Consider the following 23,168-nt stretch of genomic DNA (forward strand, 5'->3'; position numbering starts at 1 on the left):
AGAACTGACACATGGCTCGCGTGAAACGGGGCGTTGTCGCCCACGCCAAGCACAAGAAGGTTCTCGAGCAAGCCAAGGGCTTCTACGGGCGCCGCAAGAACACCATCCGCGCCGCCAAGGCGGCCGTGGACCGGGCCGGCCAGTACGCCTACCGCGACCGTAAGGTTCGTAAGCGCAACTTCCGCTCGCTCTGGATCCAGCGCATCAACGCCGCTGCGCGTCTGGAAGGCTTCACCTACTCGCAGTTTATCTTCGGCCTGGACAAGGCCGGGATCGAAATCGACCGCAAGGTCCTCTCGGACATCGCGGGTAACGATCCCACCGGGTTCAAGGCCATCGCCGACAAGGTTCGCGCCGCGCTGGCTTGAGGCCGTTTGAGTCGTCAGACTCACTGAGCATTCGAGAAGCCCTCCGGCGAGGACCGCCGGAGGGCTTTTTGCTGTCTCCGCTTCCCGCGCCTTCTTCGATCCCTTAGACGAGCCCGTCATGACCGCCCAACTCGAAGCTGACATCCTCGCCGCCGTCGACGGCGCGGGCGACGCCGCCGCCCTAGAGGCCGTGCGCGTCTCCGCCCTCGGCAAGTCCGGTTCCATTTCCGACCTGCTCAAGTCGCTGGGGGGCATGAGCCCCGACGAGCGGCGCGAGCGCGGCCCGCAGATCAATGGCCTGCGCGACCGGGTCCAGACCGCCATCGCCGCACGCAAGCAGGTGCTGGAGGCGGCCGAACTCGACGCCAAGCTGGCGGCCGAGAAGGTCGACCTGACCCTGCCCGCGCCGCCGCGCCGCAAGGGCAGCGTGCATCCGACCATGCAGGTCATGGACGAGATGATCGCGGTCTTCGCCGAGATGGGCTTCTCGGTCGCCGAGGGCCCGGACATCGAGACCGACTTCAACAACTTCACGGCCCTGAACTTCCCGCCCAAGCACCCGGCGCGGGAGATGCACGACACCTTCTTCCTGCCGGAGGACGCGAACGGCGAGCGCAAGGTGCTGCGCACCCACACCAGCCCGGTGCAGGTGCGGGTGATGCATGCGGTCAACGAGAAGCTGCCGTCCTGGATCGCCAACGGCCAGGAGCCGCCGATCCGGGTGATCGTGCCGGGCCGCACGTTCCGCAAGGACTCGGACCAGACCCACACGCCGATGTTCCACCAGATCGAAGGTCTGGTGATCGACAAGGCGATCCACATGGGCCACCTGAAGTGGACGCTGGAGACCTTCCTGTCGCGCTACTTCGAGACGCCCGAGGTGGTCACCCGCTTCCGTCCGCACCACTTCCCGTTCACCGAGCCCAGCGCCGAGATGGACGTGCAGTGCGACCGCTCCGGCGGCGAGGTGAAGATCGGCCAGGGCACCGACTGGCTGGAGATCCTCGGCTGCGGGATGGTGCACCCGAACGTGCTGCGCAACTGCGGCCTGGACCCGGACGTCTGGCAGGGCTTCGCGTTCGGCTGCGGCGTCGACCGGCTGGGGGTGCTGAAGTACGGCATGCCCGACCTGCGCGACATGTTCGCCAGCGACGTGCGTTGGCTGGAGCACTACGGCTTCAGCCCCTATGCGGCGCCGAACCAGGCCTCCGGCCTGAGCTGATGCCCGCTAGCGCCCACAGCACGCTGGAGCACTTCGCTTTCGGCGACAGCCCGGCAATGGCCGACGAGCTTCTTGCCCTGGTGCTCCAGGGTAAGAAGACCGCGACCTGCTGGCCCGCGTCGCAGGGACTGAAGGGCAGCGCGCTGGGGGCTCGCTACGTGGTGCTCGACGGCGCGGGCGCGCCCCGCGTCGTCATCGAGTCCACCGAACTGGTCCAGCGGCGGTTCGACGAGGTGCCGGCCGACTTCGCCGCCGAAGAAGGCGAAGGCGACCTGAGCTACGCCCACTGGGCCGCCGTCCACGAAGACTGTTTCACCCGCGAAGGCGCCTTCGCACCCAACATGGTGCTCTGGTGCGAACGCTTCCGCCTGGTCGAGATCATCGGCGAAGGAGCCGATCAATGAAGTTCACGCTCTCCTGGTTGAAAGACCACCTCGAAACCGACGCGACCACGCAACAGGTCGTCGACGCCATGACCATGGCCGGGCTGGAGGTCGAGCATGTCGACGATCCCGCCGCCAAGCTGGCCTCGTTCTCGGTCGCCAAGATCGTCGAGGCGGTGCAGCACCCGAACGCCGACCGCCTGCGCGTCTGCCAGGTGGACACCCGCGACGGCCGCAAGGAGATCGTCTGCGGCGCGCCCAACGCGCGCGCCGGGATCACCGTCGTCTACGCCCCGATCGGCGCCTATGTGCCCGGCCTCGGCGTGACCCTTGTCGAGAAGCCGGTCCGCGGCGTGGTCTCGCACGGCATGCTGTGCTCGGCCTCCGAGCTGGAGACGGCCTCGGAATCGGACGGCATCATGGAGCTGCCCGACACGCTGGCGGTCGGCACGCCGGTCGCGCAGGCCCTGGGCCTGGAAGCCGTCATCGACTTCGAAGTCACCCCCAACCGTCCCGACTGGCTGGGCGTGGTCGGCATCGCCCGCGACCTGGCCGCCGCAGGCCTGGGCAAGTTGAAGGACGTCTCGGTCGCGCCGGTGGCGGGCAAGTTCGCCAATCCGGTCGAGATCCGCCTGGACGGTTCGGACGGCTGCCGCCAGTTCACCGGCCGGCTGATCCGCGGCGTCAAGAACGGCCCCTCGCCGGCCTGGCTGCAGCAGAAGCTGACCTCGATCGGCCTGCGCCCCATCAACGCCCTGGTCGACGTCACCAACCTGATCTCCTACGACCGCGCCCGGCCGCTGCACGTCTATGACGTCAGCAAGCTTTCCGGCGGCTTCATCGAGGCCCGCGCCGGCAAGGACGGCGAGAGCGTCGAGGCGCTGGACGGCAAGACCTATGCGATCACGCCGGAGATCACCGTCATCGCCGACGGTTCGGGCGCCATCGGCCTGGGCGGCGTCATGGGCGGCCTGTCGACCGGCTGCTCGGACGAGACCACCGACGTGCTTGTCGAAAGCGCCTGGTTCGACCCGATCCGCATCGCCCAGACCGGCCGCACGACCGGCATCACCTCGGACGCGCAGTACCGCTTCGCGCGGACGGTGGATCCGGCCAGCCAGGTCCCGGGCCTGGAGCTGGCCACCAAGCTGATCCTGGAGCTCTGCGGCGGCGAGCCGTCGGAGGTGACCGTGATCGGCGAGGCTCCGGCCGCGCCGGAGGCCGTCGTCTTCGACCGGACCTATGTGAAGCAGCTGTCGGGCCTGGACCTGCCGGCCGCGCGCATCGACCAGATCCTGACCGACCTCGGCTTCGTCATCGACGGCGACAAGGTGCTGCCGCCGACCTGGCGCCGCGACGTGGAAGGCAAGGCGGACCTGGTCGAGGAAGTCGCCCGCATCGAGGGCTACGACGCCCTGCCCGCCTCGGCCCTGCCCGAAATGGCCCGGCCGGCCGGCGGCGTGCTGACCGCCCGCCAGACGCGCGTGCGCACCGGCCGCCGGGCGATGGCCGCCAAGGGCTATGCCGAGACCATCACCTGGAGCTTCACCAAGCGCGAGACCGCGGCCCTGTTCGGCGGCGGCCAGCCGGAGCTGGTGATCACCAACCCGATCGCCTCGGACCTCGACTGCATGCGGCCGTCGATCCTGCCGAACCTGATCGAGGCGGCCGGCCGCAACGCGCGGCGCGGCTTCCCCGACGTGGCGCTGTTCGAGATCGGCCCGCTCTATCGCGGCGACCAGCCGGCCGACCAGCTGACCGCGATCAGCGCCGTCGTCGCCCCGCATGCGCCGCGGCGCTGGGACGGCGGGGCGGCCGACGCCCTCTTCGAGCTGAAGGCCGACGTGCTGTCGCTGCTGGAAGACCTGGGCGCGCCGACGAGCTCGCTCCAGACCGTCCAGGGCGGCCTCGCCGACTGGTGGCATCCCGGGCGCTCGGCGGCGCTGCGGCTGGGCAAGAACGCGCTGGTCGAGTTCGGCGAAATCCATCCGCGCATCCTCAAGGCGCTGGACGTCGAGGGTCCGGTGCTCGGCTTCGAGCTGATCCTCGACAACGTGCCCGAGCCGAAGAAGAAGTCGACCAAGACCAAGCCGGCGCTGGAACTCTCCAGCCTGATGCCGCTGTCGCGCGACTTCGCCTTCGTGGTCGACGAGGCGGTCGCCGCCGGCGACCTGATCAAGGCCGTGGCCGGCGCCGACAAGGCGCTGATCACGGGGGCGCGGGTGTTCGACGTCTATCGCGGCCAAGGCGTGGCCGAAGGATCGAAGTCGGTGGCGGTGGAGATCCTGCTGCAGCCGCGCGAGAAGACCCTGACCGACGCCGAGATCGAGGCGCTGTCGGCCAAGGTGGTCGCCGCCGCTGAAAAGGCCGTGAGCGCCAAGCTGCGCGCTTGACGTAAAACTGCAGGTTGGGTCTCTCCTCACGCTTCAGGAGAGACCCCGACCGCATGCCCCAGACCCCGAGCCGCAAACCCAAGCCAGCCGCTGAGCGCTGGCTGGAATCCGGGCTGTTCCATTCGCGTTGGCTGATGGCGCCGTTCTATGTCGGGCTGGTCGGGGCGCTGGCCGCGCTGCTGGTGGTGTTCTTCAACGAGGCGGTCCACGAGCTGTCGGGCCTGCTGACCATGACGCCCAACCAGGCGATCATGATGGTGCTGAAGCTCATCGACCTGTCGCTGGCCGGCAACCTGCTGCTGATCGTGATCTTCTCGGGCTACGAGAACTTCGTCTCCAAGATCGACACCGACGACGATGAGGACCGGCCCGGTTGGATGGGCACGGTCGACTTCTCGGGCCTGAAGATGAAGCTGATCGCCTCGATCGTCGCGATCTCGGCCATCGCGCTGCTGAAGGCGTTCATGGAGCTGTCGGAAGGCAAGGAACTGTCGGACCGCAGCCTGATGTGGCTGGTGGTCATCCACGTGACCTTCGTGTTCTCCGGCGTGCTGCTGGCGCTGATGGACTGGCTGGCCGCCAAGGTCGACAAGCACTGAGGCCCGGACGCTAAGCGTCAGGCGCGGGCCAGCTCGTCGAGAAGGATGTCGCGGCAGAGGTCGGTCGCCTGGCCGAGCACGTCGTGGCCGCAGCCCGGCGCGATCTTCACCCGCAGGTCCGGATAGGCGGCGAGCAGAGCGTGATCGGCCTCGTCCATCAGCGAGGGGGCCATGGCCAGGTCCCGCGCCGGGGCCAAAGGCACGTCGCCGCAAACGACCAGGGCCGGCGCCTTCAGGCGGTCGAGCAGGCCGCCATAGCTGCGGTTCTGGACGATCGCCCCGTCGCGCCAGCCGAGCGCCTCGAACATGAAATCCGGAACCGGCAGCTCGCCGCGCGCGGCGGTGCGCTCGAGCGCGATCTCCAGCGGCCAGCGGCCGGTGGTGGCGAAGAAGGGATCGAAGGCGACCGCGGCGTAGCCGTGCGCCCCGAGCGCCAGGGCCAGCACGCCGCCCAGGCCCAGCCCGGCCACCAGCACCCGCCGGCCGGGGACCACCGTTCGCAGGCTCTGGTGCAGGCCGGCGACCAGCTCGTCCCAGCCGGGCGAGGACAGCGGCGGGGCGACGCCGTGGCCCGGCAGCGACGCGAGCATGACCTCGGCCTCGGGCTCCAGGCGCGCGAACCAGGGGGCCATGGCGCCGGGGGTGGAGAGCACGTCGTGGATCAGCACCACCACCGACTTGTGGCGATCGCGAAGTTCAGGCCGCGCGGCGAAGACCAGCTTGTCGCCGGCCGGGGTCATGCAATGGACCCACTTGGTGTCGCTGACCGGCCGCATTGCGCCGCCCCCCAGATTCCTCAGAACGGCAGGGTGCGCCGAGTCCTGCTGAATCCAAGATAGCCGACATTGGCGCCGAGGCGGACGCCGACGCCGGTGCGGATCGGGGCGAGGATGATGTCGTCCGAGCGCAGGTAGTTCACGCCCAGGCCGGCGACCAGATAGGCCGCGCCCTCGACGCCGGGGAAGCGCTGGAAGATCACTTCCGGGTACTGGAGATTGTAGCAGAGGGTGAAGACCCGGCTGGCGTTGCCGCCGAAGTCCCAGCCCACCGACGGGCCCTGCCAGAACACTTCGATCGGCTCGCGGTTCTTCATATAGAGCAGACCGCGGCCATAGCGCGCGCCGCCCACGAAGGCGCCGGAGGCTTCCTCGCCGGCGATGTAGGCGGTCGGACGGCCGTTGTCCTGGAAGACGCGCTCGACGGCGCCGCCAGCGGCCTCGGCGGTCACGCCCAGGAAGTCGGAGACGTTGTTGACGAGCTCGTCACGGCTGTAGGTCTCCGCCTGGCCGGTCGAATAGCTCGGATTGGCGGTGGCGCTCGGGCTCGGCGGCGGTAGTTCGCCCGGCCCGCCCGGCTGGGCGGTCGCGCAGCCCGCGGTTCCAAGCGTGGCCAGTCCCGAAACGATCAGCGTGCGGCGGTCCATGAAATTCCCTTGAAGCTTGAACGAGCCTCACATCCCCAGGGGGCATGAATGCGGCGGTCAGGCTTAACGGGCGATTAACCATGAGAGGCCCGTCGAAGACGGCCTACTCGCGAACCGCTCCGAATGTGGTAGAGGGCGGCCACCATGACGACGCCTCTGTCCCGCATCCGCAACTTTTCCATCGTGGCTCACATCGACCACGGGAAATCGACCCTGTCCGACCGGCTCATCCAGGAGACCGGAGCGCTGACCAAGCGCGAGATGACCGAGCAGGTCTTGGACAACATGGAGATCGAGCGCGAGCGCGGGATCACCATCAAGGCCCAGACCGTGCGCCTGGAGTACAAGGCCCAGGACGGGGAGACCTATGTCCTGAACCTGATGGACACCCCCGGCCACGTCGACTTCGCCTATGAGGTCAGCCGTTCGCTGGCCGCGTGCGAAGGCTCGATCCTGGTCGTCGACTCCTCGCAAGGCGTCGAGGCCCAGACCCTGGCCAACGTCTATCAGGCCATCGACAACAACCACGAGATCGTGCCGGTCCTGAACAAGATCGACCTGCCGGCCGCCGAGCCCGACCGGGTGCGCCAGCAGATCGAGGACGTCATCGGCATCGACGCCTCGGACGCGGTGCTGTGCTCGGCCAAGACCGGCGAAGGCATCGCCGAGGTGCTGGAAGCCGTCGTCGCCCGCCTGCCCGCGCCGACGGGCGACCGTGAGGCGCCGCTGAAGGCGCTGCTGGTCGACGCCTGGTACGACCCCTACCTGGGCGTCGTGGTGCTGGTGCGCGTCATCGACGGCGTGCTGAAGGCCGGCATGAAAGTGCGGATGATGAACGCCGGCGCCACCCACCAAGTGGACAAGATCGGCGTGTTCCGGCCCAAGCAGACCGAGGTCGCCGAGCTCGGCCCCGGCGAGATCGGCTACATCACCGCCCAGATCAAGCAGGTGGCCGACGCCGCCGTCGGCGACACCATCACCGAGGAAAAGCGCCAGACCGAACACTCCCTGACCGGCTTCCGCGTCGCGCAGTCGGTGGTGTTCTGCGGCCTGTTCCCGGTCGACGCGGCCGATTTCGAGGACCTGCGCGCCGCCATCGGCCGCCTGCGCCTGAACGACGCCAGCTTCACCTACGAGATGGAGACCAGCGCCGCGCTCGGCTTCGGCTTCCGCTGCGGGTTCCTGGGGCTGCTGCACCTGGAGATCATCCAGGAGCGCCTGAGCCGTGAGTTCGACCTGGACCTGATCGCGACCGCGCCGAGCGTGGTCTACAAGATCCACATGAACGACGGCAGCGAGATCGAGCTGCACAACCCGGCCGACATGCCCGATCCGGTGAAGATCGATTCGATCAGCGAGCCGTGGATCAAGGCGACCATCCTGACCCCGGACGAGTACCTGGGGTCGGTCATCAAGCTCTGCCAGGACCGCCGCGGCGAGCAGCGTGAGCTGAGCTACGTCGGATCGCGGGCGCTGGTGGTCTACGACCTGCCGCTGAACGAGGTGGTGTTCGATTTCTACGACCGGTTGAAGAGCGTCTCGAAGGGCTATGCGTCGTTCGACTACGTGATCGAGGGCTACCGAGTCGGCGACCTGGTGAAGATGTCGATCCTGGTCAATTCCGAGCCAGTCGACGCGCTGTCGATGCTGGTTCACCGCGACCGCGCCGAGACCCGCGGCCGCGGCATGGTCGAGAAGATGAAGGACCTGATCAGCCCGCACCAGTTCCAGATCCCGCTGCAGGCGGCGATCGGCGGCCGGATCGTGGCCCGCGAGACCATCCGCGCCCTGCGCAAGGACGTGACCGCCAAGTGCTATGGCGGCGACATGAGCCGCAAGCGCAAGCTGCTGGACAAGCAGAAGGCCGGCAAGAAGCGGATGCGCCAGTTCGGCAAGGTCGAGATCCCGCAGGAGGCCTTCATCGCCGCCTTGAAGATGGACGCCGACTAGAAAATTCATTCGTCATGGCCGGCCCTCGCGCCGGCCATCCATAGACATAGGTCGCGCCTGCGCGGCCCGTGCGTATGGGTCACCCGGACAAGCCCGGTGATGACGATCGGATTGATCAGCGCCGCCGCACGGGACCGGGCGGCACAATCCACCATAGCGCCAGCACATAGGCGAAAACCGCGGCGTAGGCCGCGGTGAACACCCACATCGGCAGCGGCCAGTAGATCAGGCCGTTGACGACCCGCATGATCAGCGGCTGCTCGGTCGGCGCGCCCGACATGTCGTCCTGCCAGATCGTCAGAAAGCAGGCGCGGCCGGCGAGCGCCTGCAGCGCCACCACGGCCAGCGAGGCCATGTGCAGCGCCCGCCACCATCGCACGCGCACGAACGCCCAGCCGCGCCACGCGCCGAGCGGGATGGCGACCAGTCCCAACAGGTTGAAGCCGATGACGGCCAGGTGGATGGCCAGCACCAGCGCGGCGACGCGGTCCATGCGTCAGCCTAACGCCGATCGCGCCGGTTGATCAGAGCCCCGGCGCAGGCCTAAAAATCGCCAGGAAGCTTGGCCAAGACGCGGCCGAACCATTCGGGGGACTTTCCATGCGCAAGATCATCGTTCTGGCCGCCGTCGCCGCTGCGCTGATGACCTCGGCCTGCAACACGGTGGCCGGCATCGGCCGCGACGCCCAGGCCGCCGGCGCGGCCGTGACCGGCGCCGCCAACGACATGAAGCGCTAAGCGCGTCAGGCGTCCTCCTCGCGGGACGCCTCCTCGGCGATACGGGCCTTGTCCTTCGGCGGCACCACCGCCGGATCGGCGCTGCGCGAAACGTCCTCGGCCGGGGTCGCGGGACCGACGTGGCCGTGCGGATCCTTCTCGGCAGGCGTGTGAGGTTGGTCGCTCATCGGGCGCTCCCTTGCACCGGGGAAGGACCGAAGATCGGTCGTCCGCCTGCAGATTTAAAGCCGGCGACGCGACGATGTTCCTGCAGATGCGGCCGCGCCGCCCCTTTCATTGACGTCCGTCAAGGCGCATATCCGGGCGCGACGTCACCCAGGTAGCGTGTCCATGTTCGTGCAATCGATGCTCCGCGGCCTGAAGGGCCGTTGCCCGGCCTGCGGTGAAGGCAAGCTGTTCAGCCGCTATCTGAAGGTGCAGCCAACCTGCGAGCACTGCGGGCTGGACCTGGCCAAGTACCCGGCCGACGACGGCCCGGCCTATTTCACCATCCTGATCGTCGGCCACCTGGTGGTCGCCCCGCTGCTGATCTTCCCGGTGATCTGGGAGGCCTCGCCCGCCATCGTGCTGCCGGCGACCTTGATCCCGCTGGCGATCGTGACGCTGGTGCTGCTGCACGTGACCAAGGGCTGGTTCATCGGCCTGCTCTATGCGCTGGGCGTCAAGCAGGGCGACAGCGCGATCCACACCGCCGACGTCGCCGACCGCTAGCCGGGCTGGGGCGAGGCGCCGTACCATCGCCGCCGCCTGACACTCGGAACGAACCTCTGTGAAGTTGCTCGACGCCCTTTCGAGCGCGGACATCGTCGCGCTCGCCGTCTTCACCGTCGCCTGGCTGGCCTATGAGCCGCTGCTGAAGACGCTGGCCCGCGGCAAGGGGCTGATCAACACCGACATGACCGTCGTGCGCGCCGCCTGGATGCGGACCATGGCCGGCCGCGAGAACAAGTTCATGGACGGCCAACTGCTGGGCCACACCCTGAACTCGGCCTCGTTCTTCGCCTCATCGAACCTGATCCTGATCGCCGGCGCGGCGGGCGTGCTGTTCGGCGGCGAAGGCGCGTTCCGCAGCGCCTCGAGCCTGATGGTGCTGAAGACCTCGTCGCGGATGCTGTTCGAGGCGCAGATCGCGCTGGTGCTGCTGGCCCTGGCGCGCGGCCTGCTCGATTTCATCTGGGCGATCCGGCAGATGAACTACTGCCTGGCGGTGATCGGGGCGACGCCGACCACCGAGGACAAGGGCTTCCAGCGCACCTATGGCGAGGCCGCCGCGCGGCTGCTGAACCCGGCGCTGTCGTCGTTCAATCGCGGGGTGCGCGGCTATTACTTCGCGCTGGCCGCCGCGGCCTGGCTGTTCGGGCCGTTCACATTCCTGGCGGTGACGGTGTCGGCCGTGGCGCTGCTGTTCATGCGCCAGCGCCACTCGCCCTCGGCGCGGGCGGTGAGCGACATCCGCGGCCTGCTCGAAAACCGCGAGGATTAGAGGCCCAGCTCGGCCCGCGCCTTGCGGGTCAGCTTGGCGGCGATCAGCTCGTGGGACGCGGCGACCCAGCCCTGCGCCTCGCCGGCCTCGGCGTCGTCGAGGTCGACGATCACCCAGCTGCCCTTGGCGAGATAAGGCGCCTGGCGACCCGGCCCGCCCTCGTCGGTCAGCACCATGAAGCCGATCTCGCTGACCTTGAACGACAGCCCCCCGCGCAGGCCGCAGATGGCGAACACCTTGCCGCCGACCTTGTAGACCTCCGACCCGCCCCACTGGATGACCTTCTCGGCCGCCGGCAGGGCCAGGGCGATGGCCTCGACCTCCTCGCGCGTCATGCCAGCCCGATCTCCGCCCGCGCCTTGCGGGTGAGCTTGGCGGCGACCAGGGCGTGCGAGGTCGCCAGCCAGTCGGCCACCTCGGCGGCGTCGAGGCCGGCCAGGTCGTCGAACATCACCCACTTGGCGCGGGCCATGTAGGGCGCCGGCCGCGCGCGGCCGGATTCGGTCAGCGCCTCGAAGGCGATGTCGGTGACCTTGAACGAGCAGTTGGTGTAGCCGCCGTCCGTGCCGGCGAACATCTTGCCGCCGACCTTGTAGATGCAGTCGTCGCCCCACTGGACGTCCATCGTCGCCCCAGGGAGCCCGCGCGCGGCGGCGTCGAACTCCTTGCGCGTCACGCGCTGACGCCGACGCCGATCGGACAGGTGACGCCGGTGCCGCCGATGCCGCAGTAGCCGGCCGGATTCTTGGCCAGGTACTGCTGGTGATAGTCCTCGGCGAAGTAGAACTCCGGCGCCTCGGCGATCTCGGTGGTCACGGCGCCGTAGCCCTTGTCCGACAGCGCCTGCTGGTAGGCCTGCAGCGAGGCGACGGCCGCCGCGGCCTGGGCGTCGTTGTGGACGTAGATGCCCGAGCGGTACTGGGTGCCGATGTCATTGCCCTGGCGCATGCCCTGGGTCGGGTCGTGGTTCTCCCAGAACACCTTGAGCAGGTCTTCATAGGTGACGGCGCGCGGATCGTAGACGACGCGGACCGCCTCGGTATGGCCGGTCCGGCCGCTGCAGACTTCCTCATAGGTCGGGTTCGGGGTAATCCCGTTGACATAGCCGACGGCGGTCACCCAGACGCCCGGGACCTGCCAGAACTTGCGTTCCACGCCCCAGAAGCAGCCCATGGCGAAGTCGGCGATCTCCAGCCCGTCCGGATAGGGCCCCTTCAACGGCCGGCCGTTGATGAAGGAGATCTCGGCGGTCGGCAGCGGGGTCGACCGTCCCGGCAGGGCGGTGTCGATGGTGGGGAGCTCGAGGGTTTTCTTGGCGAAGATCATGGCGCGCCCGATCAGGTGTGAACTTGGACCGAAACATAAGATCGCCCGCGGCCGATTGCACGCCCGGCGAATTCGCGCCGAACGCCGCTTGCCCGTCGAGGCGTCATGAGTATATTGCGCGCCTTCCGCGAGAGGCCGTGCGCCGCTCAGGGCCTGTGGTGAGGTGGCGGAGTGGTCGATCGCGCACGCTTGGAAAGCGTGTATAGGTGAAAGCCTATCGAGGGTTCGAATCCCTCTCTCACCGCCATCCCTTCTGAAAATTCGTCTCTCTGCGACGCTAGGCGACCAAGCTGCGGATGAGCGCGGCGACCTCTCGCTTACCGCTTCGGCTCGTAGGTTTGGACATCGACTACGACATGTAGGCAGCTGACTGCGCCATCCCTTCCTCATTTCCGGATGCGTTCGTAGCGGTAGGGGTCGGCTTCGCCTGGCTTGAAGTCGCCGACCAGATCGTATTGCCCGTCGCCGTCGACATCGAGCAGCGCCTGGTCGAAGTCGCCGTCGCGGCCGAGGTCGGTGATCTCGGCGTCGATCTTGCCGTCGCCGTCATGATCGAACAGGTAGGTGTGCGGCTCGCTCTTCCGCGCCGGCTCGATCAGCACGAAGTCGCCCTGCCCGTCGCAGTCCATGTCGACCAGGAAGCCTAGGCCCTTGGGATCGCTGACCGCCCATTCCTTGAGGAAGACCCCGTCGCAGTCGCCGCCGCCCGCGGTCGCGCGCTGGCCGGCCGAGCGGGCGGCGCGGCGGTCCTCCTTCAGGGTGAGGAAGGTGCGCACGTCGTCGGCGGAGACCGCGAAGTTCAGCCCCTCGCCGTCGCTCTTGAAGCTGTTGATGCCGATGATCTGGAGATCGTCGTCCAGCAGCGGGCCGCCGGAATTGCCCGGATTGATCGGGGTCTGGGTCTGCACGACCGTCGCCTTGTGGTCGAGGCCCATCTCGGTGCGCCAGGCGTAGTCCTTGCGCACCTGGCTGACGATGCCGCGGGTGTAGGTCCAGGCTTGGCCGGTCGGGTGGCCGATGGCGTGCACGTCCGAGCCGACCTGCACCGCGCCGGAGGCGGCCAGCGGCAACGGCTTGGCGCCGGCCGGAACCTCGGAGACCTGCAGCAGCGCGAGGTCGGCGACCTCGTCGCGGCGGATCACCTTGGCGCGGCGCACGTCGGCCTTGCCGAAGGCGGCGCCCTCGGCGGCCGGCTTGAACACCACCCCGACCTCCTTGGCGTCGCCGACGACGTGGAGGTTGGTGACGATCTTGCCGTCGGCGCTGATCAGGGCGCCGGAGCCGAACGCATTGTCGGTCAGAACGAGCACCACCGAGGGCGAGGCGGCCTGGTAGACCTGGGCGTCCTTGGCCCCGCGGGTGACCTGGCGGGTCTCGGCGGCCGCCGCGTCCAGGGCCGCGGCGTAGCGCGCCGCGCGCGCGCCGGGCAGCGACGGGACCGCGCCGATCGGGCGCCTGGCGTCGACCGCGTCGGGGCCGGGCGCCGGCATCGCGCCGCCCGCCCGACCTACCGCCGATTGCGCCAGGCCGTAGGATGGTGAAGCTAGAAGCAACACCGCCGCGCAGATCTGGAGCCGCCGCATGGCGCCATTCCCCCTGATGACTTCGCCCATGCGAAGCCTAGCGGCGTGGGGCGCGCTCGCAAGCTTCATATTGCTCAGCTCGCAACCGGCAGTGGCGGCCGAGCCGTCGGCCTGGGGGCTGTACTTCCAGGGCAAGGGCCAGACCGCACGTCAGCAGCTGGAGCGCCAGCTGGCCAGCAAGACGCTGAGCCCGGCCGCACGCCGCGCAACGACCGCGACGCTGCTGGAGATCTGCATCCACCGCCGAGACAGCGATTGCATCCTGGAGCAGGTCCCGAAATACATCGCCCTGCCCGCGCCCGCGACGACAAACGACCTGGCCCGGCGCGAGGACGTCCGCCGCACCGGCTACTTCCTGGACTACGGCAAGTTCACCTACGGGTCCGCGCCGTTGACCGCCAAGATCCTCGACGGCGAGCTTTGGGGCCAGGAGAACTCGGCCAATGCGGGTCTCTATCTGCGCCGCCAGGCGCTGGCCTCGAGCATTCTGCTGGCGCAGGAGGACTACGCCGCGGCCGGCGAGAGCGTCGACAAGACCCTGTCGCTGATCGCATCGCTGAGGAACCCGCAGGACGACGCCTTCCTGGTCGCCTGGGCGCTGGCCGACGCCATCGACAGCCTGCGGGTGCTGGGACAGAGCGACCGCGCCTATGGCGTCTATCGCGCCAGCAGGGGGTTCATCGCCGCCTCGCTGCCGCCGCTCAGCGTCGATGCGATGACGTATCGGCTGATCGAGGCCGAACTGCTGCTGGAGCAGGGTCAGTTCGCCGCCGCCCTGCCGGTGCTGGACCTCGCCGTCGCCACCGCAGGCGTCATCGAACTGGGCGACGAAAGCCGCGCCTACGTGACCGCCCAGGCCCTGACCCGCAAGGCGGCGGCCTGCACCGCCCTGCTGAGGCCGGAGTGCGCGCGCGAGGCGATCGACGCCCATCCGTACGGCAAGCTCTATCGGCGAGCAGGACGGACCCCGGCGGAATTCGAAGAGACCGCCTATCTGGCGACGCGGGCGCTGGTCGCGGCGATCGAGCAGCAGGCCGACCCGGTCGTCGCCGAGGCCCTGGCGCAGGCCGCCCCCTTTGAGGCGAGCGCAGGGGCCAACGCCGAGCCGGCCGCGATCTACCGCACGGCTGGACGCGCCCTGGCGCTGGAGCCCGGCGCCGGCCGGCAGGCAGGCTTGGCGCAGACCGGCCGACTTATCGCGGCCGCGGCGAAGCGCGCGCCGGCGCTGGACGTCGGCGCCTCGCGCCGGCCGGCCGCGATCGAGCAGATCCTGATCTCGTTCGCCCTCACCCAGGCCGATCAGGACGGCCCGGCGGCGGCTGAGACGAACTTCGTGCTGTTCCAGTTGGCCGGACGGCTCCAGGCGAACATCGACGCCGACGCGCTGATCGCGCTGTCGCAGGCCAAGGACGCCTTGCAGCGCCGGGCGATCCACCAGGGCCTGCGGCTGCGCGCGCGGCGCGACGCGTATGAGCGCGCAGAACTGGCCAAGCTGGCGACGCCGCGAGCCCCGGAGCCAGCCGTCCCGCTGAGACATGATGTGGGCGCGCGCGCGGCGCTGCGCGATTTCGCCGTCCGGCTGGCCGAGATCGACCGCTCGCTCGCGCCGGCGACGGGATCGAACCTCGTCGACCTGAAGCGGTTCCAGGCGGCGCTGCGGCCCGGTGAAGCGGCCCTGAGCGTGGCCATGGTTCCGGGCGGCATGGCCTATATGTGCGTGCGCGGCGATCAGGTGATGCGGCGGGTCGCCCCGGCCGATCTGCGGCAGGCGACGCTGGATATCAAGATCCTGCAGGCGGCGCTGACCGCCGGCCATGCGCCCTCGGACGCGCTCGACGCGCAGTTCCCCGCCGCGGCGGCGGTGCGGATGCACAAGCTGCTGATCGCGCCGTTCGACGGATGCGTGAAGGCCGGCGACCACCTGCTGTGGCTCGCCGACGCCTCGATCACGCCGCTGCCCCTGTCGGTGCTGCTGCCGCAGGCGCCGCCGAGGCTCGGCGAGGGCTATGACCTCGCCCAAGCCGACTGGCTCGTGCGCCGCCATGCGGTCAGCTATGCGGGATCGCCCGGCGCGATCCTGGCGGCGCGCTCGGGGGCGCTGGCGCCGGCCTCGGACTTCGACTTCCTGGGCGTCGGCGACCCGGTGCTGAGCGGGGCGACCGACCTGGGCGAGGACCGCGCCAAGATGCTGCTGGCGGGCTCGCGCAGCGCGGGCCTGGCCGCCCTGACGCCGCTGCCGGAGACCAAGGACGAGTTGGAGCGGTCGGCCAAGGGTTTCGCCTCGGCCAAGCTGCTGACCCAGAACGCGGCGACCGAACTCGGCGTCCGCGGGCAACTGCTCGGGTCCTATCGTTACCTGTCGTTCGCCACGCATGGGCTGATCCGCGACGAGATCGAGGGGCTGAGCGAGCCGGCGCTGGCGCTGACGCCGGTCTCCTCCGTCGATCCATGGGACGACGGGCTGCTGACCGCCTCTGAGATCGCCGACCTGAACCTCGGCGCACGGTTCGTGGCGCTGTCGGCCTGCAACACCGCCAACTACGACGTCGCGCAGATGGCCGGCGAGCTGCCGGCCCTGGCCTCGGCCTTCGCGGTGGCCGGCGTGCCCTCGACCCTGGGCTCGCTGTGGGCGGTGGATTCGGAGACCACCAAGGAGGTGGTGGCGACCACCTTCGCCAGCCTGCGGACCGAGCACGGCGAGAGCCCGGCCTTGGCGCTGGCCGGCGCCCAACGGGCGTTCCTGGCGGCGCCGCCGTCTCGGGCCTATCTGCACCCGCGGTTCTGGGCGCCGTTGATCGTGCTGGGCGACGGGGCGCGCCCGCCGCCGCCTGCCGCGCGGGCGGGCGGGATCGTCGCGGTCGAACCGCTGGCCGGCGTCGGCGGCGAGGTCGTCGCGCTGCGACGCTCCGGCCAAGCCGTGCTGGCCCGCGTGCTGGACCATCCGGCTGGTTCCCACGTGGAAAGCCTCGGGCGCTGGCGACGCGAGACCGCTATGAGCCACCCGACCCGGCTGCTGGTCGAGCTGGGCGACGGCGTCATCGCCGGCGGCGGCGATCTCGGCGACGACGGGCGGATGGCGCCTGTGCTGGCGACCCTGGACACGGCCAGCGGCGCGGTGCGCGCGACCTGGCGCGGCGAGAGCACGCCCGGGCGCGAGGCGCTGGCCGTGACCGGCGTCGCGCTGGGGCCGAACCAGACTGCGGTGGCGATCGTGGACAGGACCGCGCGCGTCCATACCGGGGGCGAGGAGGTCGCCGACCGCCTACAAGTGATGCTGGTGGACGGGGCGCAAGCGCCGCGGCTGCTGTTCGCGGTGACGCCGCCCCGAGCGACGGCGATCGAGGAGGCGACCCTGTCGATGATGGGCGAGAACCTCCTGCTCACCTACAGCGGGCGCGCTCCGGAGCCGCCGGCGACACGCTTCGAGGAGGACGATTGGGAGCTGCAGCCTTGCGGCAGCGTGCCGATCACCTGGGTCGAAATGCGCGACCGGCGCACCGGCGCGCTGATCGGGTCTCAGCAGCTGACCGGCTGGACGGCGCCGACGGCCCTGGCCCAGGGCGGCCGGGTGCTGCTGGGCGGCGGCTTCATGGCCGCCTGCGACGGCGAGCTGAAGGCCGGGGTGATCGCGCTGGACGCCGGCTTGCAGTCGCAGCTGCTCTATCGCGACGACAGCGTCGGCCGGTCGGAGGTTCGGGCGATGGGGCTGAGCGCCGACGGCGGCGTGCTGGCGGCCGCGACCAAGGTCGCCCAGATCGACTTTCGGGCCGAACTCGGCCTGGATCCGCGCCGCGTGAGCAGTCAGGTCGGGGGCATGGTCCTGACCCTGGGCGCCGATGGAACAGCGTCGGCGCCGAAGCTGCTCGACTCCGGCGCCAATCTCTTTTTCTCAAGCGTAGACGCCAGCCGACCCGGCGAGGCGCTGGTCGGCGGCCTGATGGGAAGCCAGGCGGTCGTGCTGCGGCTGTCGCCGCCCTAGGACGCCTTGGCCTTCTTGGCCTTGGCGGGCGGCGGGGCCGAGGTCACCAGGCTGGAGATCTGGCACTTCGAGCCGTCGACCAGCACCTGGCCGAAGCGGTCTAGGGTGTTGGTCCCGCGGGTGACGAAGCCGACCTTCATCGTGTGATCGAGACCGATGCAGGGGCCGAACAGCTCGGCGCGATACCACTCGCCGCGCTGACCCTCGATCCACAAGGCGTTGTCGCCGTCGGCCTGGAAGTTGCGGATGCCAGTCGAGTTGGCGAACGGAATGCGGGCGTCGACGCCCAACGGCCGCTCGGCCGGCGCAACGGCGGGGGCGGGGTTCGCCGCGGCGAACGTTCCGGCCAGAAGCATCGCGCCCCCGGCGAACGCGGCGATCAGGGTCTTCATCTCGTGTGTCCCTTTCGTAGGACGCCCAGCCCATGGCGGGAGGCTATGCGCGGCGCCTTGAACTCGCGTTGAGAACGCCGTTCATCGGGCGTTCATCGGCTCAGCATTCGACGATGTTGACGGCCAGGCCGCCGAGCGAGGTCTCCTTGTAGATCTCGCTCATATCCTCGCCGGTGCGCTTCATGGTGGCGATGACCTTGTCGAGACTGACCGTGTGCTGGCCGTCGCCCAGCAGCGCCAGGCGCGAGGCGTCGATGGCCTTCACCGCGCCCATCGCGTTGCGCTCGATGCAGGGGATCTGGACGAGGCCGCCGATCGGGTCGCAGGTGAGGCCAAGGTTGTGCTCCATGGCGATTTCGGCGGCGTTCTCGATCTGGGCGTTGGTCCCGCCGAGCGCGGCGGTGAGGCCCGCGGCGGCCATCGAGCAGGCGACTCCGACCTCGCCCTGGCAGCCGACCTCGGCGCCAGAGATCGAAGCGTTGCGCTTGTAGAGAGCGCCGATCGCCGCGGCGGTCAGCAGGAAGGTCCGCCGCCCCTCGGGCCCGCCGCGATGGAAGCGGTCGTAGTAGCGCAGCACCGCCGGCAACAGCCCGGCCGCGCCGTTGGTCGGGGCGGTGACGACGCGGCCGCCGGAGGCGTTCTCCTCGTTCACCGCCAGGGCCCAGAGGTTGACCCAGTCGAGTGCGGCGAGCGGATCGGAGATGTTGCGCTCGACCTTGCTCATCAGGTCGGTGTGGATCTGGCGCGCACGGCGGCGGACCTTGAGGCCTCCGGGCAGGCAGCCGTCCTGGCGCAGGCCGCGCTCGATGCAGGCTTCCATGGCCGCGAAGATCGCGTCGAGGCCGGCCTCGACCTCGGCCGGCGTGCGCACCGCGGTCTCGTTGGCGAACATCAGTTGCGCGATGGTCAGGCCGGCCGTCTGGGCCTGAGCCAGCAGCTCGGCGCCCGACGTGTAGGGATAGGGCTCGGGCGCGGCCTGGGGCGAGGCGGCGTTGGCCGCCAGTTCGGCCTCATCGACCACGAAGCCGCCGCCGATCGAGAAATAGAGCTTCTCATCAAGCAGCGCCTGGTCGCCATAGGCGCGGAAGGCCAGGGCGTTGGGATGCTGCGGCAGGCGGGTGCGGCCTTCCCAGAGGATGTCGCGAGCCGCATCGAAGGCGATCTCGGGTCCCTGCCCGCCGAGCCGCAGCCGGCCGCCTGCGGCGATCGTCTCGAGCGCGGCGTCGGCGGCGTCCGGATCGATGCTGGCCGGGACGAAGCCGGCGAGGCCGAGGATCACCGCGCGATCGGTGGCGTGGCCGCGCCCGGTCAGGGCCAGGGAGGCGTAGAGCGCGACCTCGACCCGGACGACCTGGGCGAGGTTGCCCTGGTCGGCCAGCCGCTGCACGAAGCGCGCCCCGGCGGTCATCGGACCCATGGTGTGGGAGCTGGACGGGCCCACACCCAACTTGAACAAATCGAACGCGCTCGCCATGGCAGGTTGGTACGTCATTGCGCGATTTAGGCCAAGTCGGGGCAAGGCGTTCCGCACAGCAAGCCGCGGGATGACGCCGACCGCCCGGCCCACTAGCTAAAGGGCATGAGCGACAGCCTGAACATCCGCCCCGCCGCGCGCGAGGACATCCCCGCCCTGAAACTGGTGATGGATCGAGCGATCAAGGAACTGCTGCCGGCCTTCCTGCCGCCTGCCGAGGTGCTGGCCTCGCAGGAGGTGATGGGCCTGGACACCCAACTGATTGAAGACGGCACCTACTATGTGGTCGAGGCCGGCGACGTCATCGCCGGCTGCGGCGGCTGGAGCCGGCGCGCCACCCTGTTCGGCGGCGACCACTCGGCCGGACGCGACGCGGCGCTCGTCGACCCGGCGACGGAGCCGGCGCGGGTGCGGGCGATGTACACCGACCCCGGCTTCGTGCGGCGTGGCGTCGGGCGGCTGATCCTGGCGACCTGCGAGGCCAAGGCGAAGGCCGAAGGGTTCAGCCGCTGCGAAATGGCCGCGACCATGGCCGGCGAGCCGCTCTATGCGGCCTGCGGCTATCAACGCATCGAGCCGTTCGAGGCGGAAACCTCGAACGGCGTGAAGGTGCCGCTGGTGCGGATGGGCAAGTCGATCTGAAGACTGGGCGACCCGGTAGGGCCGCCCAGCAGGATCAGAACTTCATCTGAATCTTCGCGTAGTAGAAGCCGCCCTGCCAATCGACGATCGAGTCGGAGCGGTAGATGCGCCCGTTGGTGCCCTGCTCGCCCGTTTCGTCCGGGGTCGGATAGCTGTCGAAGATGTTCCGAACGCCGAGCGTCAGGGTGTAGGTCTCGTCGAGGTCCCAGTTGGCCTCGACGTCGAACTGGACCTCCGGATCCCAGGTCTGAACGGTCGGGATCGAGACGCTGTACATGTTCTTGTACGAGCCATAGACGTTCGCCCGGCCCATGATCGAGAACGCCCCGATGTGGTGGGTCGCGGTCAGCACCGAGCGCCAATGCGGCGTCGCGTGCTTGAAGTCGTAGATGTACTCGCCGTCGAAGAAGGTGCGGGTCGTGCCGGTGGCGTCGACGAACTTCTTCACCTCCTCGACCACCGGGTTGTTGATGTTGAACGAGGCCGAGAAGTTGGTGCTCTGGCCGTTCTCCCAGGCGCGGGCGTAGGTGGCGACGACGTCCAGGCCGGTGACGCTGGCGTCGAAGGCGTTCTGGAAGAAGTTCACCTGGCCGATGGTGTCGGCGCCGGGGATGCCGGCGGCGATCATGGCGGCGGTGATGGTCGGCGTCACCGTGATCGGGGTGATCGCGTAGAACATGTCGTCGACCTTGATGTGATAGGCGTCGAGCGTGATGTTCAGGCCGTCGACCAGCTCCATGGTCAGGCCGATCGAGTAGTTCTTCGACTTCTCCGGACCCAGCGGCGCGGCGCCCAGATACTGGGCGACCGGATTGGTCGCCGGGAACAGGCCCTGGGCCACCGGCACCCCGTTGTTGACCACGGTCGAGGTGTAGGTGGTGAAGGTCTGGCCGGTGGTCGGGGCGCGGAAGCCGGTGCCGATCGAGCCGCGGACCGCGATGCCGTCGACGATCTCGAAGCGGCCGGCGACCTTGTAGTCGACGGTCGAGCCGAAGTCGGAGAAGTCCTCGCCGCGCAGCGAGCCCTGCAGGAACAGGCGGTCGGTGACGTCGAGGCTGGCCTCGGCGTAGGCGGCGTAGGAGTCCCGGGTCAGACGGCCGGAGTAGAGCGGCGGGAAGCCGGGCGCGCCGTTCGAGCCTACGCCCAGCACCGCATAGACCGGGTTGGTGATGGTCCGCCCGTTGAGCACGATGGTCGAGGTGTTGCAGACGATGCCGGCGTTCTGCGGCGCGGTCGGGCGCAGGGTGCGCTGGGCGATCGCCGCCTCGTTGGTGCAGAAGTCGTAAGGGTCCTGGGTCGAGTAGGGTCCAGCGGTATAGGACGGCACGTCGCCGGTCAGGATCTCGTAGCCCTCCTTGCGGTACTCGGCGCCGAACGCGATCGCCAGCGGGTTCTCGGTGAAGCCGGTGGGGACCGCATAGGTGAAGTCGGCGTTGAGCGACCACTCGTCAGAGACCAACGAACCGACGTGGAATTCGGTCGGGCTGGCTTCGCCCAGCGAGAAGTTCACCGTCTCGGTCAGGTCGTAGGCCAGCTCGTTGCGGCCGTAGCGGGCCGACAGGTCGTAGCCCAGGCCGTTCAGCACCTCGCCGCGGAAGCCGCCGGCGACGCTGGTGTCGTAGACGTCGCCAAAGAACTGGGGCGTGAAGCCGCGCGGGAAGATCTGGTTGGCGCGGAACAGCCCGCCGGTGCGGGTGTAGACGTAGTCGTCGGCCTGGTTGGTGGTCGCCCCGATGTCGATCGGCGGACGGTAGTTGAAGTCTTCCTTGGCGTGGCTCTGGCCGTAGTTGCCGAAGATGTAGAACTCGAGGTTGTCGGAGAACTCGTAGCCGGCGTTGACGAAGACCCGCAGGGCTTCGGATTCCGGCTGACCCCACTTCTGCCAGACGTCAGGGATGCGGCCGGGGCCATAGCCGACCGACTGGGCGTAGGCGGCGCTGAAGGGCGAGCCGGGCGCGGTGGTTTCGGTCGGGAACAGCTCCGAGCAGAAGCCCGCCGCCTGATTGGGAATGTTGCGGTTGCAGTACTGTTTGCCGCGGCTGGTCGGCTGGTCGGTCGTCCACTCGAACGAGACGCTGACGAAGCCCGAGTCGCCGATCGAGAAACCCTTGTTGCCGCCGATGACGATGCCTTCGCCGTCCTTCTCGTAGTACTGGCCGGCCTGGATGCTGAGGAGGCCGCCCTCGGCGTTGTCCTTCAGGATGAAGTTGATGACCCCGGCGATGGCGTCCGAGCCGTACTGGGCGCCGGCGCCGTCACGCAGCACCTCCACCGACTTCAACGCCGCCGATGGAATTTGCGCGGCGTCGGCCGATTGGCTGCCGTCGCCGCCCGTCGTGACCAGCGCGGCGCGGTGGCGACGCTTGGAGTTCACCAGCAGCAGGGTCTTGTCCGACGACAGACCGCGCAGCGCCGCCGGACGGATGAAGGTGGCGCCGTCGGAGATCGGCTGGCGCGTGATCGTGTACGACGGCACCAGAGTCTTGAGCAGGTCCTGGGTGTCGGAGTGCGAGATCGCCTCGATGTCCGCAGCGCTGAACGAATCCACCGGCACCGGCGATTCCATCACCGTGCGCGGCAGGGCGCGTGAGCCGGTGACCACCACCTCGTCGATGGTCGACGACTGCGCCGCAGCCATCCCGGCGGAAAACAGGGTCGCGAGAGAGACGCCCGCGAGCAGTCCGGTACGCACTTTGGTTCTCATGTTTATTGCCCCCACAGCACTGACGGCCGACATCGACCGTCATTCGTCACAGCCCCCAGCGCCGCCTTCGGCGATCAGGGGACCGGATTGGTCGGGCGCGCGCAGACCTGGCCGCGTCGCGCCGGAATGTTTCGGAAAAGGGTCGCGGCGAGCGATGCCCTGGGCATCGGCGCGTCTGAACTCTGAACAGGCTTACGCAGGCACATCTCAGACACTCTCCGCGCAGGTGAGAGCCCGGGCCCTGTGTGTTTCCTCGAACGCGCTCTTGCTTATTGTCTTGCGGTTACTGGCGTCGCGCGGGGATATCGGCCGCCACGACACCCGAAGGCTCCACGCGGCAGGTTTAGACTGTCAATCATCCCCCCCAGGCAAAGCAGCCGACGAAGTGACTGCTGCACGAGGTTCGGACACCGGCGTGCCCGCTTTTAATCAATACCTCCGAGATCGACATTCGGTCGGATTCGGACAGTGTTCCGGATGCGGAATATTCGAGCCGCCGGCGCCGCACG

General features: G+C 69.1%; 22 protein-coding genes and 1 tRNA gene. 12 read left to right on the plus strand and 11 right to left on the minus strand.

Annotated elements, in window-relative coordinates; genetic code table 11:
• Window positions 1–11 precede the first annotated feature (11 nt).
• From rplT to AC1Q87_RS07595, 5 genes are all read left to right on the plus strand, one after another.
• Complete coding sequence (rplT, locus tag AC1Q87_RS07575) at window positions 12–368, plus strand: 50S ribosomal protein L20 (protein ID WP_056017012.1); 357 nt, start codon at window positions 12–14, stop codon at window positions 366–368.
• A 118-nt stretch (window positions 369–486) separates the two neighbouring features.
• Complete coding sequence (pheS, locus tag AC1Q87_RS07580; RefSeq protein ID WP_436062885.1) at window positions 487–1,590, plus strand: phenylalanine--tRNA ligase subunit alpha; 1,104 nt, start codon at window positions 487–489, stop codon at window positions 1,588–1,590.
• Entirely contained in the window at window positions 1,590–1,994 is a 405-nt protein-coding gene (locus AC1Q87_RS07585) for an ASCH domain-containing protein (RefSeq protein WP_492608370.1), read from the plus strand. Before pheS ends, AC1Q87_RS07585 begins: the two co-directional genes overlap by 1 nt.
• Window positions 1,991–4,366 carry a phenylalanine--tRNA ligase subunit beta gene (gene pheT / locus AC1Q87_RS07590; RefSeq protein ID WP_492608371.1) on the plus strand — a complete coding sequence of 792 codons (2,376 nt, stop codon included), beginning with the start codon at window positions 1,991–1,993 and terminating at the stop codon, window positions 4,364–4,366. Before AC1Q87_RS07585 ends, pheT begins: the two co-directional genes overlap by 4 nt.
• A 53-nt stretch (window positions 4,367–4,419) precedes the next feature.
• On the plus strand, window positions 4,420–4,965 hold the full coding sequence (locus tag AC1Q87_RS07595) for a TIGR00645 family protein (RefSeq protein WP_492608372.1): 546 nt from the start codon (window positions 4,420–4,422) through the stop codon (window positions 4,963–4,965).
• A 17-nt stretch (window positions 4,966–4,982) separates the two neighbouring features.
• On the opposite strand, the gene AC1Q87_RS07600 is transcribed toward AC1Q87_RS07595, so the two are convergent.
• Both AC1Q87_RS07600 and AC1Q87_RS07605 read right to left on the minus strand, forming a co-directional pair.
• On the minus strand, window positions 4,983–5,741 hold the full coding sequence (locus AC1Q87_RS07600; protein ID WP_492608373.1) for an alpha/beta fold hydrolase: 759 nt from the start codon (window positions 5,739–5,741) through the stop codon (window positions 4,983–4,985).
• A 20-nt stretch (window positions 5,742–5,761) separates the two neighbouring features.
• The gene (locus AC1Q87_RS07605; RefSeq protein WP_492608374.1) at window positions 5,762–6,388 is read right to left on the minus strand and encodes a DUF1134 domain-containing protein; all 627 of its coding nucleotides are present in this window, start codon (window positions 6,386–6,388) and stop codon (window positions 5,762–5,764) included.
• Window positions 6,389–6,532: 144 nt separating this feature from the next.
• Here AC1Q87_RS07605 and lepA point away from each other — a divergent pair, with 144 nt between their 5' ends.
• The gene (gene lepA / locus AC1Q87_RS07610; RefSeq protein ID WP_492608375.1) at window positions 6,533–8,338 is read left to right on the plus strand and encodes a translation elongation factor 4; all 1,806 of its coding nucleotides are present in this window, start codon (window positions 6,533–6,535) and stop codon (window positions 8,336–8,338) included.
• A 115-nt stretch (window positions 8,339–8,453) separates the two neighbouring features.
• Here the strand turns inward: lepA and AC1Q87_RS07615 are convergent, their stop codons facing one another.
• Window positions 8,454–8,831, minus strand: coding sequence for a DUF2784 family protein (locus tag AC1Q87_RS07615; protein WP_492608376.1), 378 nt, complete (start codon window positions 8,829–8,831; stop codon window positions 8,454–8,456).
• A gap of 107 nt (window positions 8,832–8,938) precedes the next feature.
• Between AC1Q87_RS07615 and AC1Q87_RS07620 the strand changes: the two genes are divergently transcribed.
• The gene (locus AC1Q87_RS07620; RefSeq protein WP_056017034.1) at window positions 8,939–9,076 is read left to right on the plus strand and encodes a hypothetical protein; all 138 of its coding nucleotides are present in this window, start codon (window positions 8,939–8,941) and stop codon (window positions 9,074–9,076) included.
• A gap of 5 nt (window positions 9,077–9,081) precedes the next feature.
• Here AC1Q87_RS07620 and AC1Q87_RS07625 read toward each other — a convergent pair whose 3' ends face one another.
• Window positions 9,082–9,243, minus strand: a complete 162-nt coding sequence (locus AC1Q87_RS07625; protein ID WP_436062894.1) for a hypothetical protein — start codon at window positions 9,241–9,243, stop codon at window positions 9,082–9,084.
• Between the two features lie 163 nt (window positions 9,244–9,406).
• Between AC1Q87_RS07625 and AC1Q87_RS07630 the strand changes: the two genes are divergently transcribed.
• Both AC1Q87_RS07630 and AC1Q87_RS07635 read left to right on the plus strand, forming a co-directional pair.
• Window positions 9,407–9,787: a DUF983 domain-containing protein gene (locus tag AC1Q87_RS07630; RefSeq protein WP_492608377.1), complete on the plus strand. Its 381-nt coding sequence runs from the start codon at window positions 9,407–9,409 to the stop codon at window positions 9,785–9,787.
• Between the two features lie 58 nt (window positions 9,788–9,845).
• Window positions 9,846–10,559: a DUF599 domain-containing protein gene (locus tag AC1Q87_RS07635; protein ID WP_492608378.1), complete on the plus strand. Its 714-nt coding sequence runs from the start codon at window positions 9,846–9,848 to the stop codon at window positions 10,557–10,559.
• On the opposite strand, the gene AC1Q87_RS07640 is transcribed toward AC1Q87_RS07635, so the two are convergent.
• Genes AC1Q87_RS07640 through msrA form a run of 3 tightly spaced genes read right to left on the minus strand, consistent with a single transcriptional unit; the run spans window position 10,556 to window position 11,885 of the window.
• On the minus strand, window positions 10,556–10,894 hold the full coding sequence (locus tag AC1Q87_RS07640; RefSeq protein ID WP_492608379.1) for an MmcQ/YjbR family DNA-binding protein: 339 nt from the start codon (window positions 10,892–10,894) through the stop codon (window positions 10,556–10,558). The two genes, AC1Q87_RS07635 and AC1Q87_RS07640, sit on opposite strands and share 4 nt — an antisense overlap.
• Complete coding sequence (locus AC1Q87_RS07645) at window positions 10,891–11,235, minus strand: MmcQ/YjbR family DNA-binding protein (RefSeq protein WP_492608380.1); 345 nt, start codon at window positions 11,233–11,235, stop codon at window positions 10,891–10,893. The genes AC1Q87_RS07640 and AC1Q87_RS07645 overlap by 4 nt, the downstream gene beginning before the upstream one ends.
• A complete protein-coding gene (gene msrA, locus AC1Q87_RS07650; protein ID WP_492608381.1) occupies window positions 11,232–11,885 on the minus strand; it encodes a peptide-methionine (S)-S-oxide reductase MsrA in 654 nt (217 codons plus the stop codon). Before msrA ends, AC1Q87_RS07645 begins: the two co-directional genes overlap by 4 nt.
• A gap of 157 nt (window positions 11,886–12,042) precedes the next feature.
• On the opposite strand from msrA, the gene AC1Q87_RS07655 reads away from it, so the two are divergent.
• A tRNA-Ser gene (locus AC1Q87_RS07655) sits at window positions 12,043–12,132 on the plus strand.
• Window positions 12,133–12,271: 139 nt separating this feature from the next.
• On the opposite strand, the gene AC1Q87_RS07660 is transcribed toward AC1Q87_RS07655, so the two are convergent.
• Entirely contained in the window at window positions 12,272–13,468 is a 1,197-nt protein-coding gene (locus tag AC1Q87_RS07660) for a S1C family serine protease (RefSeq protein ID WP_492608382.1), read from the minus strand.
• A 70-nt stretch (window positions 13,469–13,538) separates the two neighbouring features.
• On the opposite strand from AC1Q87_RS07660, the gene AC1Q87_RS07665 reads away from it, so the two are divergent.
• Entirely contained in the window at window positions 13,539–17,447 is a 3,909-nt protein-coding gene (locus AC1Q87_RS07665; RefSeq protein ID WP_492608383.1) for a CHAT domain-containing protein, read from the plus strand.
• Here the strand turns inward: AC1Q87_RS07665 and AC1Q87_RS07670 are convergent.
• Both AC1Q87_RS07670 and AC1Q87_RS07675 read right to left on the minus strand, forming a co-directional pair.
• Window positions 17,444–17,839: a DUF6491 family protein gene (locus AC1Q87_RS07670; RefSeq protein ID WP_492608384.1), complete on the minus strand. Its 396-nt coding sequence runs from the start codon at window positions 17,837–17,839 to the stop codon at window positions 17,444–17,446. The genes AC1Q87_RS07665 and AC1Q87_RS07670 overlap by 4 nt on opposite strands.
• A gap of 100 nt (window positions 17,840–17,939) precedes the next feature.
• Window positions 17,940–19,313, minus strand: coding sequence for an L-serine ammonia-lyase (locus AC1Q87_RS07675; RefSeq protein ID WP_492608385.1), 1,374 nt, complete (start codon window positions 19,311–19,313; stop codon window positions 17,940–17,942).
• A gap of 105 nt (window positions 19,314–19,418) precedes the next feature.
• Here AC1Q87_RS07675 and AC1Q87_RS07680 point away from each other — a divergent pair, with 105 nt between their 5' ends.
• On the plus strand, window positions 19,419–19,955 hold the full coding sequence (locus AC1Q87_RS07680) for a GNAT family N-acetyltransferase (RefSeq protein ID WP_492608386.1): 537 nt from the start codon (window positions 19,419–19,421) through the stop codon (window positions 19,953–19,955).
• 34 nt (window positions 19,956–19,989) lie between these two features.
• Here the strand turns inward: AC1Q87_RS07680 and AC1Q87_RS07685 are convergent, their stop codons facing one another.
• Window positions 19,990–22,647: a TonB-dependent receptor plug domain-containing protein gene (locus AC1Q87_RS07685; RefSeq protein ID WP_492608387.1), complete on the minus strand. Its 2,658-nt coding sequence runs from the start codon at window positions 22,645–22,647 to the stop codon at window positions 19,990–19,992.
• Between the last annotated feature and the right edge of the window lie 521 nt (window positions 22,648–23,168).

The organism is Phenylobacterium sp. GW823-FHT02A09, from assembly GCF_058797775.1.